This is a genomic window from Pedobacter sp. B4419, assembly GCF_059693725.1.
On record NZ_JCASSL010000002.1, the window covers coordinates 530,982 to 544,280 of the forward strand.

10 protein-coding genes are annotated in these 13,299 nt (G+C 43.9%); 4 read left to right on the forward strand and 6 right to left on the reverse strand.

Annotated elements, in window-relative coordinates:
- On the reverse strand, positions 1-1,530 hold a 1,530-nt coding region (locus AC570H_RS13985; RefSeq protein WP_497355826.1), incomplete at its 3' end, for a phage tail-like protein.
- Between the two features lie 461 nt (positions 1,531-1,991).
- Here AC570H_RS13985 and AC570H_RS13990 point away from each other — a divergent pair.
- On the forward strand, positions 1,992-2,495 hold the full coding sequence (locus AC570H_RS13990) for a DinB family protein (RefSeq protein WP_497355828.1): 504 nt from the start codon (positions 1,992-1,994) through the stop codon (positions 2,493-2,495).
- Positions 2,496-2,548: 53 nt separating this feature from the next.
- On the opposite strand, the gene AC570H_RS13995 is transcribed toward AC570H_RS13990, so the two are convergent.
- From AC570H_RS13995 to AC570H_RS14005, 3 genes are all read right to left on the reverse strand, one after another.
- Positions 2,549-3,724, reverse strand: a complete 1,176-nt coding sequence (locus AC570H_RS13995) for an MFS transporter (RefSeq protein WP_497355830.1) — start codon at positions 3,722-3,724, stop codon at positions 2,549-2,551.
- Between the two features lie 67 nt (positions 3,725-3,791).
- Positions 3,792-4,073 carry an ArsR/SmtB family transcription factor gene (locus tag AC570H_RS14000; RefSeq protein ID WP_497355832.1) on the reverse strand — a complete coding sequence of 94 codons (282 nt, stop codon included), beginning with the start codon at positions 4,071-4,073 and terminating at the stop codon, positions 3,792-3,794.
- Positions 4,074-4,187: 114 nt separating this feature from the next.
- Positions 4,188-5,849, reverse strand: coding sequence for a UxaA family hydrolase (locus AC570H_RS14005; protein WP_497355834.1), 1,662 nt, complete (start codon positions 5,847-5,849; stop codon positions 4,188-4,190).
- A 308-nt stretch (positions 5,850-6,157) separates the two neighbouring features.
- Between AC570H_RS14005 and AC570H_RS14010 the strand changes: the two genes are divergently transcribed.
- The 3 genes from AC570H_RS14010 to AC570H_RS14020 all read left to right on the forward strand — a co-directional run bounded on the left by AC570H_RS14010 (position 6,158) and on the right by AC570H_RS14020 (position 10,150).
- The gene (locus AC570H_RS14010; protein ID WP_497355836.1) at positions 6,158-7,036 is read left to right on the forward strand and encodes an AraC family transcriptional regulator; all 879 of its coding nucleotides are present in this window, start codon (positions 6,158-6,160) and stop codon (positions 7,034-7,036) included.
- Positions 7,037-7,162: 126 nt separating this feature from the next.
- The gene (locus AC570H_RS14015) at positions 7,163-9,319 is read left to right on the forward strand and encodes an alpha-galactosidase (RefSeq protein ID WP_497355838.1); all 2,157 of its coding nucleotides are present in this window, start codon (positions 7,163-7,165) and stop codon (positions 9,317-9,319) included.
- Complete coding sequence (locus AC570H_RS14020) at positions 9,320-10,150, forward strand: SMP-30/gluconolactonase/LRE family protein (RefSeq protein ID WP_497355840.1); 831 nt, start codon at positions 9,320-9,322, stop codon at positions 10,148-10,150.
- 207 nt (positions 10,151-10,357) lie between these two features.
- Here AC570H_RS14020 and AC570H_RS14025 read toward each other — a convergent pair whose 3' ends face one another.
- Together AC570H_RS14025 and AC570H_RS14030 are read right to left on the reverse strand one after the other, a co-directional pair.
- A complete protein-coding gene (locus AC570H_RS14025; protein WP_497355842.1) occupies positions 10,358-11,239 on the reverse strand; it encodes a heparin lyase I family protein in 882 nt (293 codons plus the stop codon).
- Positions 11,239-13,290 (reverse strand): glucosidase family protein, encoded by a 2,052-nt coding sequence (locus AC570H_RS14030; protein WP_497355844.1) that lies wholly within the window; start codon positions 13,288-13,290, stop codon positions 11,239-11,241. Before AC570H_RS14030 ends, AC570H_RS14025 begins: the two co-directional genes overlap by 1 nt.
- Positions 13,291-13,299: the final 9 nt, after the last annotated feature.

The following is a 13,299-nucleotide window of genomic DNA, read 5'->3' on the forward strand; positions in this document are numbered from 1 at the left end:
GCCTGCGCCAGGTGCGCCAGGCTGGCCTGAACCAGGTGTGCCCGGAGTACCGGAAGTGCCCGGAAGCCCCTGAACGCCCACTACGCCAGCATCGCCCTTATCTCCCTTGTCGCCTTTTGCGCCGTTTATGTTGGTCCACGTATTCGTTGTCGGATTATAAACCCAGGTGCCGCTGTCGTTGGTTACCACAGTGATGCCTGCGCCAGGTGCGCCAGGCTGGCCTGAACCAGGTGTGCCCGGAGTACCGGAAGTGCCCGGAAGCCCCTGAACGCCTACCACGCCGGCATCGCCCTTGTCGCCCTTTGCACCGTTGATGTTGGTCCATGTATTCGTTGTCGGATTATAAACCCAGGTGCCGCTGTCGTTGGTTACCACAGTGATGCCCGCGCCAGGTGCGCCAGGCTGGCCAGAGCCCGGAGTGCCCGGAGTACCCGAAGTGCCCGGAAGCCCCTGAACGCCCACTACGCCCGCATCACCCTTATCGCCCTTTGCACCGTTGATGTTGGTCCATGTATTTGTTGTCGGATTGTACACCCAGGTACCGCTGTCGTTCGTAACCACAGTGATGCCCGCACCAGGTGCGCCAGGCTGGCCTGAACCAGGTGTTCCAGGAGTACCGGAAGTGCCCGGAAGCCCCTGAACGCCCACTACTCCCGCATCGCCCTTATCTCCCTTGTCGCCTTTTGCACCGGTGATGTTCGTCCATGTATTTGTTGTCGGATTATAAACCCAGGTACCGCTGTCGTTGGTCACCACAGTAATTCCCGCGCCAGGTGCGCCAGGCTGGCCTGAACCAGGTGTACCCGGAGTACCCGAAGTGCCCGGAAGCCCCTGAACGCCCACTACGCCTGCATCGCCCTTATCGCCCTTGTCGCCTTTTGGACCGTTGATGTTGGTCCATGTATTCGTTGTCGGATTATAAACCCAGGTGCCACTGTCGTTGGTTACCACGGTAATGCCTGCACCCGGTGCGCCAGGCTGGCCTGAACCAGGTGTGCCCGGAGTGCCAGAAGTGCCCGGAAGCCCCTGAACGCCCACTACGCCAGCATCTCCCTTGTCGCCTTTGGCACCGTTGATGTTGGTCCAGGTATTTGTTGTAGCATTGTACACCCAAGTACCGCTATCGTTAGTTACGATTGTAACACCTGCACCGGGACCACCTGGCTGTCCAGGAGTTCCTGGCTGACCAGTTTTTCCAGGCTGACCTTCTACATTAATTGTTCCGGTTGCCGATTTAATAAAAATCCATTTGGTTCCGTCATTGTAATAGATTCCGGGAACAACATCATTAGCCGTAGCTATGTTATAAACCATCATTCCAGCTACATGAGCAGTTAAAGGACTGGCATCTGTGGTTCTCACTAAAGAAACCCTGGCATGCAAGAGCCCTTTGTTGTTACTTTCAAGATCTAATATGGCATCCTTGTTTGGTAAATTACCATTGTTAAGGGTACCATCTTTTACTTTTTGTTGAGCTGTAGCAATAGAACAGATAAATAGAGATAGGGCAATAAGTAGTGATTTGTTCATTTAGATAATTTAATTATACCGCTGGTTTAAAAAATTGTGCAAATAAAGCCCCATACCATTAAGTATGGAGGAAACACAACAGGGATGATCGAGGGGGCGATCAAGGGGGATGATAATTAAATTTTTAGCTAGCTTAATTCGTAATTGATGTAGATTACTGGGCAAACTATAACTCATCCTTACTCAAAGCAACAGCCAAACAGGTAAAAGCCTTGTCTACATAGTTAAATAGCAGTATTAACTTTCAATTAAGGGGGAGAAACGGGAAATAAAAGAGTAAAATTGGGGAAACAAGACCTCGAAAGACAGCAAGAAACTATCTATCTGACTCTTTTTTCTTAGGATTGGTGTTGATCATGTTTTTTTGTTTTGAAATCCTCGCCATCTAAAAAAATCAAAACCAGATCAAATAGCCAATTGTTAAAATATCATCTACTTATTTCATTCTAAACCATTGCGTTATGATATTAGAAAACCTCCTAGCCGAATTCGAACAAGAAACAAACAGCACCCGTAAATTGCTCCAAGCTGTTCCCGAGAAAGATATCAATTATAAACCATCGGAAATTTCCTGGACAATGGGTGAACTGGCCCAACATATTGCCACCATTTATTATTGGTATGTAGGCACCTTGACCCAAGATGTGTATGATATGGCTACCGACCACCTGGAGCGTGGCGAAGTCAATGATATTCAAGCCACCCTTGTTCTTTTTGAAAGCAATGTGGAAAAAGCCAGAACGGCTCTAAAATCCCTTACCGAACAAAAACTGCAAGACGATTGGACCATGAAAGTTGGCGATAAGGTAGTACTTGGTCCTATGCCCAGAGGGATTGTGGCACGGGGATTTCTTTTCAACCATATCTACCACCACAGAGGCGAAATGATTGTGTATCTCCGTGCCACCGGAAATAAAGTACCAGGTCTTTATGGACCAATTTACGAGGATAGCAAAGACAATTAGTTGCTAGCTTGATCTTGGAAGGGTATGAGGAACATCAAAGTGTTCATGCCTATTTAATGCGCCTGTAAAGCCTCCAAGGGTGCCAAGTTAGTGCTTTTAGCACTGGCAAACCGTACAAAAGTGAGCAGGTAAGCCGTAAACAACAAGGGAATGCTAATCCAAACCAATCCTTGGATTCCCCATGATGCTATGGCAAATCCACCTAGCATCGTTCCTAAAGTTACTCCGGCATTACCGAAGGAAACCATTAAGCTGGAAGCCAATTCAGGTGCTTCTGGCGCTTCTGCAGTGGTACGGATCTGGCCAATTAAGAAACCGCCTGTATGGATAAATCCCCACAAAGAGAGTATAATCGCCATTGGTCCGAACCAACCCCCAAAAACATAGGCCAGCACATGAATTCCTGCCAACGCAACTAGAAATACTCTTACCGTAAGCAGTACATTTTTGCTTAAAGCTATTCCGGTAAGCCAATTTCCAGCAATACCCGCACCGCCGAAGAGCAATAACATCAGACTAATTTGCGCCCCATTCAAGTGGGTAATCTTTTCTAAGAATTCTGCCAAGTAACTGTAGCTAGAAAACATTCCGGCGATCATCAATGTTGTAGCGATCAGATTTAGCCACAACTGTTTACTGTTTAAAGCATTTAGCTGGCTTTTTACAGACAGTTTCTCCTTAACGGGCATTGATGGAACCATGGTCAGCAAGGCCAAACAAGCTACCAAATTAATGGCTCCCGATACCACAAAAGCATATTGCCAACTCGTTAAATCTGCTACATAAGTAGTTAGAGGCACGCCCAACACGGTTGCCGTACTTAAACCGGCCAGCACTACAGACACTGCTTTGGGTGCATCTTTGGGATCCACTTGCTTAGCCGCCGCCACAGTAGCTACCGCCCAAAACACAGGGTGAAGGATAGCCGGCAGTATTCGGGCGATCATCAACATCGTAAAGCTCTGCGACACCGCCGAAAGAATGTTGGAAATGACAAAAATGAGCAACACTAACGACATCATCGTACGGCGATTGACCTTTGCCGTTGCGAGTACGGTAAATGGACCGGTAAGGGCAATGGTTAAAGCGAAGCCACTCAATAGCCAACCTGCAGTCTCGATAGAGATATTCATATCCTTGGCAATCATAGGCAATATGCCAATAACGCCAAATTCAGTGGTGATGATCCCAAAGGCTCCCAAGGCCATAATGTATATAGATTTTTTCATTTATTCAAATATTTAAATGTTTCGATTTATTTAATGAAATGATTGTATTGCTGATTTATTATTCGTTTTATAGGTTGTTTTTGAAGGCCTGTACAAAGCGGATATAATTATCCAGCACCTCTTCGTTGAGTCGGTACTTGATGTTTCTGCCTTCTTTTTCTGGCAGGAGCAGATCGGCTTCTACCAGTTGCTTCAAATGATGGGATATGGAAGGTTGGGCCAAATCAATAAACTCGTGAACTTCGGTACATGGCAGGCATTCCTTACGGTTTTTGAAAGCCTGCAAGATCTCAATCCGATGCGGATCGCTCAGTGCCTTGGAGACCTTTTCAAACTGTTTTGCTTCCATGGTGCAAATATATATAGAAACATCGAAATACTTCAATGTTTTATTTTTGAAATTAACAAAATCCAGCTCAATGCATTGATTACAGGTCTTCGAGGAAATTTTGTGAGATAAACCTTACAAACTCACTCCTCTTTTCCAAGGAATAAAGTCGTCCTGCTCTAGTTGTACAGCCTTTGGAATTTCTTCGCCACTGGCTACCGCGATGATGTAATGTAGAATCCTTTCACCGGCTTCTTCGATACTTTCTGTACCGTCTATAATGGTACCGCAGTCGATATCGATGATATCAGGCATTTTTCTGGCCAGTGCCGTATTGGTCGAAATCTTGATTACAGGCGCTACCGGATTGCCGGTTGGCGTGCCCAAGCCCGTGGTAAACAAAACAATATTCGCTCCTGCACCTACTTCGGCTGTTGTGCTTTCTACATCGCTACCTGGTGTACACAGCAAGTTCAATCCAGGTTTGGTAACCTTTTCCGGGTAATCGAGCACTGCGGTTACTGGAGAATTGCCCCCTTTTTTGGCGGCTCCTGCCGATTTAATGGCATCGGTAATCAGCCCGTCGTTGATATTTCCTGGCGATGGATTGGCATGAAAGCCAGACCCATCTTGTTCTGCTTTGGCATTGTAGGTGGTCATCAAATCCATAAAACGTTGCGCTACTGTTTCGTTCACACATCGATCGCTTAGCTCCTGTTCAACGCCGCAAAGTTCTGGGAACTCCGACAAGATGACGGAACCACCTAAGGAAACCAATAAATCTGATACATAACCGATGGCGGGATTGGCCGAAATACCCGAAAAGCCATCAGAGCCACCACATTCGAGACCAATACACAGTTTGTTCAAAGGTGCAGGTGTTCTTTTTTGCTCATTAGCTTTTATCAAGCCTGCAAATGTCTGTTTCAATGCATCTTTCAGCATCTGATTTTCAGTACCAGAAATCTGCTGTTCCAACACCACAAGAGGCTTGTCAAATTTGGCATCGCGTTTATAGATTTCATCCATCAATATACTCGTTTGCGCATGCTGGCAGCCCAAAGAAAGTACCGTTGCTCCCGCTACATTGGGATGGGTAATATAACCCGCCAATAAGCCACATAAAGCGTCCGAATCCATTCGAATGCCTCCACAGCCTAAATCATGCGTAAGAAATTTAATACCGTCTACATTCGGGAATACCCTATCTACCTGTTTGCCAGCTTTAGAATCCGCAAATTCTGTAGCTAAAATATCGTGAACAGCCTGTCCGTTTTGATACAAGCCAATTAACTGATCTACTTCTGTTTCCCAGGTTTTTGCCTTTTTATAACCCAGTTTTTCTATAAGTGCTTCTTTTAATACGGCTACATTTCTATTCTCACAAAACACCATTGGAATAACCAGCCAGTAATTTCCAGTGCCAACACTGCCGTCGCTACGCGCAAAACCATTAAAGGTTAGGTTTTCAAAACTTGAAACGGCAGGTTTTTGCCATTCGAGTTTGCGTTGGCCCATGCTAAAAGAAGTGGCCGCATGAGCTACGTTGGTTACGGTTAAGGCTCCACCTATCGGGACAAACTGGGTGGTTTTGCCCACCAGCACGCCATACATATAAAGAGGAGAGCCTATTGGAAGATCGGCGATGCTGAATTTATGCTTCCCCTGGATATTGTCGTTCAGGTAAAAGGTTGCCCCATTAAAATCTATTGGAGTACCTTTATCCAAGTCTTTTAAGGCAACCAACATGTTATCTTTCGGATGGATTTGCAGATAACTTATTTGCGTATCGATCATAATAATAAATATAACTCAAGTGTTTCATTAAACCCAATCTCTTCGGGTTTTAACCAGGCATTTTGCTATTACCGAACGAATGATGAGTGGGCACATCATAACAGCTGCAATTAAAAGTACACAGCATATCGTATAATTATCGGTTTTTTAAAAGTTCAAATAGTTTGGTCAATACAAATAACGAATCCTTAGAAATCTAAAACTTGCTCGAATTACCCATTTATTCAGCAATATTGGCATCCACATCAAACATTACACAATTATGATGTATATTTATTTGACCAATTTTATAAACCATCCCCATAAGTATGAAACCGCAGTTATTAAAAGTTTCAACAGGCCCCGCGCAATCTTTTAGTGTACGGAGAGACCTTGTACCGCACATGAACAACAAGTGGCATTACCACCCAGAAGTTGAACTCATCCATCTCAAAAAAGGCGTCGGAACCCAGTTTATCGGCGACAGTATCAAGAGCTTCAGATCAGGCGACATCGTATTAGTTGGCCCCCATTTGGCGCACTATTGGAGATTCGACGACATTTATTTCAAAGACCAATCTAAGGCATGTGCCGATGTGAGGGTTGCCCACTTTAGCGAAAACTTTTGGGGCGAGCAATTCCTTAACCTTCCAGAAAACAAAGCGATCAAATCGCTATTGGAAAACAGCAGAAGAGGGCTGCAGGTGAACGGAAAAATAAAACTGAAAGTTGCCGAACTGCTAGAGCAGATGCTGGTTTCTGAAGGACCACAAAGAATTATCCTGCTTATAGAAGCGCTTTCCCTGATCGCCAATTGCAACCAAACGGTAAAACTTTCGTCAATTGGTTTTAAACAGGCCTATGATGAATCCGAAAACATCAGGATCAACGCCATTTACGACTACACGCTGGAAAATTTCAGAAGGAAAATCCATTTGGAAGAAATTGCAAGCGTAGCCGTCATCAGTCCGAATTCTTTCTGTAGGTATTTTAAATCTAAAACGCGAAAAACCTACTCCAGGTTCCTAACCGAAATAAAAGTGGGCCATGCCTGCAAGCTGTTAATCGAAAACAAACTCAACATTAAGCAACTGTGCTATGAAAGCGGATTTAACAACCTGGCCAGCTTCCATAAATACTTTAAGATTACTACTGGCAAAAGTCCGTTAAGCTATCAAAAAGAATACATCTCACATTACAACAGCTAATGGTTTAATGTGATTGTCTCAATTAGAGCAGCCTCGTTGGGGTTGCTCTTTTATTTTGCTAATCGCATTGAATAATTTGCTCATAAATACTATTCAAATACCTCAGCGAATTGCTTATTTCATGTCATGAACCTTAAAATTTTTCTCTTTACGTTTTGTTCCCTCTGCTCTTCTGTGCTTTGGGCACAAAACCGCAATTCAATTGTAATCGAAACCCAACATACGGCTTTGGTTTTTACGGCTGATCAAGGTGGTAAATTAATGCAGCGCTACTTTGGCAAAGCACAGCCAAAAGACAGTTATGCCAAATTAAGAAACGGCATAGAGGCGTACATTGGTGCCGGAATGGAGGATGTTTTTGAACCAGCCATTCGTATAGTGCATGCAGATGGAAACCCCTCATTGGATTTACGCTTTAACAAGGTTGAAATCAAAAAAATCGACGACGATGTTACCCAAACCGACATTTATTTAAAAGATCCTGTTTACCAAACCGGGGTGATCTTGCATTTGAAGGCAGCTTTCAAATCAAATGTACTGAGCAGCGCCACAGAAATCATCAATAAAGAAAAAGGCAGTGTTGTTTTAAGCAATTATGCTTCTTCCATGCTCCATTTTGATGCCGACAGCTATTACCTGACCCAGTTTCATGGCGATTATGCGCGCGAAGTAGACATGCAGGAAAGCAAGCTGACCAGTGGCATCAAGATTATTGACAGTAAATTGGGGAGTCGTACCAACATGTATCAAACGCCGGTTTTCTTGTTATCGCCCAACCAAACGGCTACAGAAACCGAAGGTGAAGTAATTGCCGGAACAATGGCTTGGACCGGAAATTTCCAGTTTTTATTTGAGTTAGACAGGACGAATAAATTGAGGGTAATTTCGGGGATCAATCCCTATGCTTCTACCCTAACCTTAAAAGCGAACGAACATTTTTCTACACCAGAATTTATTTTCACGTACAGCGATAGCGGCAAGGGACAAGCCAGCAGAAACCTGCACAATTGGGCACGTAATTATGGGGTTTTAGACGGCAGCAAGCCAAGAATGATTTTATTGAACAATTGGGAAGCCACACACGTAAAATTCGACCAAGAAAAACTGGTTGAACTATTTGACGGTTCCAAAAAACTAGGGCTCGATTTATTTTTGCTGGATGACGGCTGGTTTGGAAATAAATATGCCAGGAACGATGACAAAACAGGCTTGGGCGATTGGCAGGAAGACCGCAAAAAACTACCTGATGGCATTGGCTATTTGGTAAGGGAGGCCACCAAAAAGGGAATTAAATTCGGAATTTGGCTGGAACCGGAAATGATCAGTCCGAAAAGCGAGTTGTACGAAAAGCATCCAGATTGGGCTTTAAAGCTTCCTAACAGGGCAGACAATTATCAGCGTAATCAGCTGATTTTAGACCTGATCAATCCAAAGGTTCAGGATTTTATATTTGACCTGGTAGATAAAATGATGATCGAAAACCCGAATTTGGCTTACATTAAATGGGACAACAACAGGTTCATGACCAATGCCTATTCGCCTTATTTGGGCAAGGACCAGTCTCGCCTATTTATTGATTATACCTTAAGTTTTTATCAGGTGATGCAAAGGATAAGGGCCAAATACCCACACCTGCCTATTATGCTTTGTGCTGGTGGCGGTGGCCGAACGGACTATGGTGCACTAAAATATTTCGACTCTTTTTGGCCAAGCGACAATACCGATGCGGCCGAAAGGGTATTCATTCAATGGGGCTACTCGCACTTCTTCCCTTCAAACACCATTTCGAGCCATGTGACTTCTATGGGCAAGCAAACCCTGAAATTCAGGACAGATGTAGCCATGATGGGCAAACTGGGTTATGACATCAGTGTGGACAAAATGACCCCTGAAGAAATTGCGTTTAGCAGCGCGGCTGTAGCCAATTATAACAGGCTAAGTAATGTGATCTGGCTTGGAGATCTTTATCGCCTGGCTTCTCCTTATGAGGAAGACAGGGCCGTATTGATGTATGCCGATTCCACAAAAAACAAAGCAGTTCTATTCAGCTATAACCTATTCTTGAGAAAAAAACAGATCTTCGGGAAAGTAAAGCTGCAAGGCCTTGATCCGGCTAAGGAATATACGATTAAAGAAATTAATCTAATACCTGGAGCGGGGGCAGAAAGTCCTGAAGACGGCAAAGTTTACAGTGGCAGCTATTTAATGAATATCGGCCTCAACGTAGCTCCTGCCAAACTAAGGCCTTTGAGCAGTATTGTTTTAGAAATTACAAGCAAATAAATGAAGCAACTTATTTTTTTAGCCTTTGCCATTGCCATGAGTGGCAAAATTCAGGCGCAGCAAAAACATCAATTGGTTAAACTTTGGCAAACCGATAGCGTAGTAGCCGTTCCAGAATCGATATTGATAGATTTTAAGGAGAAGATATTGTATGTGTCTGAAATCGGACCTGGAAATGCATCGGCCTTTGACCAGAACGGCGGCGTTGGCAAACTGTCTATGGATGGGAAGCTGATCGACTTAAACTGGGTTAAGGGCTTACATTCGCCAAAGGGCTTGGCAAGGATAGGAAACGAACTGTATGTGGCCGACTTAACCGAATTAGTAGTAATCGATATCAAAAAAGGTAAGATCATTAAAAAATATCCTGTAGAAGGTGCCGGCATGCTCAATGATGTAACGGCTAGCGATAAAGGCGTTATTTACTTTTCTGATTCGCGAACAAAAAAAATCCATCAAATTGTTAACCAGCAACTGAGTACCTATATGGAAAATATAGCTGGCGTAAACGGCTTAAAAGCCATTGGCGATGAACTGTATATTTTAGGCGGAAAAAGGTTTTTTAAGGTTGATGCCAACAAAAAGGAAACAGATATTGCCCAATTGCCACAAGGAGGCGATGGTTTAGAACCTATTGGCAATGGCGACTTTTTAGCGACCAGCTGGGGAGGCTATATTTTTTATGTAAGTAAAGATGGTCAGGTTGAAACGCTGTTAGACAGCCACGAGCCTAGGGTAAATACTGCCGATTTAGCTTATGATCAGACAAGGAAAATACTTTATGTGCCTTCTTTTTACAACAAGACGGTTACTGCTTATCAGTTGAAGTAATTCCTAGGTTTTTTTACCAACCTAAGACACCTCAAATAACTAAGATTGAGATTGCAATGTGAGGTGGTTTGTCATCCAGAACGCAGTGAAGGATCTACCTCGAGTTAGATTCCTCGTTTCACTCGGAATGACAAACCAGTGGTTAAAAAAATAAGATTAGCTAAGGTGTTTAAGGTGGTAAAACCCATCTTCAAGTTTTCTACTTGATTACTGGCAAACCGCATCTCCTTCTGCAATGCAGAAATCGGCAAACCTTACTTTTTCATCTCTGATGTAAGACGTATTATTTAAGCTTCGGTAAATGCCCCATTTAGGTCTGCAAAACGTGGTACCTGTGCGCCATAAATCGATGTTGCTATTGGAATAGCTCAACAGCACCGTGCCATCGCTTACATTTTTGATGCTGATTTCAAAGGTACCGTTGGTTCCGTATTTGATCTTCTCGGCTACTTCAACCCAATTGCCTTTAAATGGTGCCAAGTCAACTGTCTTTACTTTTCCTAAAGATGTAGCAGAAGATCCCGCAGTATGAATAATTTCGAGCTTATCCGGGTTGCCATATCTTGGGGTAATGGTAATCAACGGTGAACCGTCATCGCCATCGCCCGCCTTGATCTGATGAATATGCGTAAAACTTGGCGAAGGCTTAAAACCTGCATCCAACTTAAACTTCCATCGATAGGTTACGGTTTCTCCCAAGGCTCCCTTTACATTATCTGGCGATGGGCCATAGGTTTTGATTTCATTTCGTTGCCGATCTGTCGATCCATTGCAGCGATCATCATCAGGCGTAACATGGATATAAAATTCGAATACGTTTTTCTTCAAAACATCATCAAATACTTCGGCAATATGGCGACCAAAAGCTGTATGTCCACAATCAGGGGTTTCTTCAGCATCGCCACCTAATTTGCTATTGATCAGCTCATAAGTATTTCCAGGTCCATCTGCCTGGAGCATTACCCCTAATTTGGGTGCAACCACCGGTGGATCTACCTCTTTATTTTCTACTGGTTTACTCGCTTTCTTGCAATAGAGAATTGAAAACGTAGTTAAAACAAGGAATAACAATAATATTTTATCTTTCATTACAATGTGATTTTACAGGTTGCCCCATCGTTAATTAAATAGGTTTTGGCTTTTTTGCCGGCCTGAGCAATACTAATTTTCAGCTTATTCCCATTGGCTCTTTCTACCAATAGATCAAATTGGCTTCCAAATGCATTGATTTTATTCAAAGCCATCTGATTCCAGTCTTTTGGCAAACGCGGTGTACAGTCAAAGCTGTTAAAACCCGTTGGACGCATCCCGAAAAGGCCTTCGGTATAAATGCGGCAATACAAACCACTTTCTGCGGAAAGATGTCTCTGGTTACCTTCAGGATAAGCTTCCACCGCATAAGGTACGTGTTCGCCCAACAATCGCCTTTGCGAATAATATTTTAGGAAATTCATCGCTTTTTCTGTTTCGCCCGCAGCAAAAACGCCACGCAAGGCATAAAGCGTAGATCGGTCCCAGAAAGTAACCTTGCCAGCTTCGGTCGCTAAACCATCAGCCGTCCACAGCCTAGGCGAAAACAAGGCATCAATGGTTCCTTTTTTGCGGTCGTAAATGCCAACCGTTAAAGGCAGGCAAATCCAAGCCCTTAAGGTAGTATTGGTTTCGTAGTATTTGTAGGTATCAAAACCTTCTACATTGGCGCCGAAATACTTTTCCATATTTGCCCTGAGCTCATCAGCCTGTTTGGTGTAAGTATCTGTTTGGCTTTTCGGCTTGCCCAGCAATTTGCCCAACATTGCTGCCGAGCGAAGTGCATCGTAATACAAGCTATTGGTTGATAAATTGGCTTTCCCGGCAGGAAATCTGTTTTCTAATTCATCGCTGTCTGAACTGGCTACACCTTCGGCATTTAACTTTCTATGGCTATATTCCAAACACCATTCGATCAATGGCCATAAAACCTTGGCCGAATCAATATTGCCGTAAGTTAAGGCGTATCTTGAAGCTCCATAGGCGATCATGGCTTGGTCTCCCCTATCGCCGGCGCCTTTCCACATGCCATCGCCCTCGGCTACAATAGAGCTGGGAATGGGCTTATAATCTGCGTTCATGTATTTGCCAAACCATCGGTAGGCGTTCATGGCTGATTGATTGCCCACGTCGTCGCCCAAAAAGGCAAAAAACGGATTTACATATTCTGCTTGGTCATTCGCCCAAATGGCAGCGTAATAAGCCAATCCGCCAGGCCCATGCATGTAGCCGCCCTTTGTTTTATAAATGCTTTCGGTGGCTCTGATTTTTGCAAAATCGAATGTGGTATTTAAAACCTGATCTGGTGTTACCAATTGCAGCTTATCCATTAATCCGGCAACACGGTTCTTCCTTGCGGTTTCTTCTGCATCGGCATTGATGTTCGGCACTTCGCCAGGATTGTCTGTAGCTAAATAATAAACCGTAAAAGTGACCGACTTGCCAGGAGCTATTACTTTGCTTCCTGCACCTAAAGTACCTGTAATGATGCTGTGTTGTTTGCCTTTGGTTCTAAGGCTATCTGTGCGTATTTCCTTCCTCAGGTATTCCATGGCAAAAGTCACATCTTTATCTGTTACATTGGTAAAGGTGAATTTTTCTAAGGCCATAGGCTGATTTACCGAAGGATAAAACTTGCGTTGGATCTTTGCCAAAACCGGCGTTCCCGATTCGGCATTCACTGTCATCACCCCCTTTTGACTAATGTCTGTTATCTTGTACGACAAATCTCCAGACTTCCCGCTTTTAGCCAAGTTGGTTTTCAGCAACCTGTTGTTGATGTAGAAACGTGGCAGGTCGTTATCGGTAAAACTGTAAGAAATATGGGTTCTCGTTGCATCGGGCAACATTCTAAAAGTTGGAAATACAACGGTTCTGTTAATGGTTGACCTGCCCGCGCTGTCTATGCCATACTCTACCCATAGGGATACTTTTTCGCCACTCATTTCGATGTGGTCGGTGTGTGGCAACCTTTTGTCCAGCTTCCAGTTGATGCTCCCATCAGGCTGGATAGTCCAACGGTCTTGCTGTGGCGTTAATTTGACCTGCGCAACAACGGGCTCATGAAATCCTAAAAACAGAATAACGGAAAGAATAGCTAATGATCTCATTTTCTAGTA

Bases quoted from the DNA above. Each gene is read 5' to 3' on its own strand.
- AC570H_RS13990 (WP_497355828.1), top strand. From the start codon at position 1,992: ATGATATTAGAAAACCTCCTAGCCGAATTCGAACAAGAAACAAACAGC.
- AC570H_RS13995 (WP_497355830.1), bottom strand. From the start codon at position 3,724: ATGAAAAAATCTATATACATTATGGCCTTGGGAGCCTTTGGGATCATC.
- AC570H_RS14000 (WP_497355832.1), bottom strand. From the start codon at position 4,073: ATGGAAGCAAAACAGTTTGAAAAGGTCTCCAAGGCACTGAGCGATCCG.
- AC570H_RS14005 (WP_497355834.1), bottom strand. From the start codon at position 5,849: ATGATCGATACGCAAATAAGTTATCTGCAAATCCATCCGAAAGATAAC.
- AC570H_RS14010 (WP_497355836.1), top strand. From the start codon at position 6,158: ATGAAACCGCAGTTATTAAAAGTTTCAACAGGCCCCGCGCAATCTTTT.
- AC570H_RS14015 (WP_497355838.1), top strand. From the start codon at position 7,163: ATGAACCTTAAAATTTTTCTCTTTACGTTTTGTTCCCTCTGCTCTTCT.
- AC570H_RS14020 (WP_497355840.1), top strand. From the start codon at position 9,320: ATGAAGCAACTTATTTTTTTAGCCTTTGCCATTGCCATGAGTGGCAAA.
- AC570H_RS14025 (WP_497355842.1), bottom strand. From the start codon at position 11,239: ATGAAAGATAAAATATTATTGTTATTCCTTGTTTTAACTACGTTTTCA.
- AC570H_RS14030 (WP_497355844.1), bottom strand. From the start codon at position 13,290: ATGAGATCATTAGCTATTCTTTCCGTTATTCTGTTTTTAGGATTTCAT.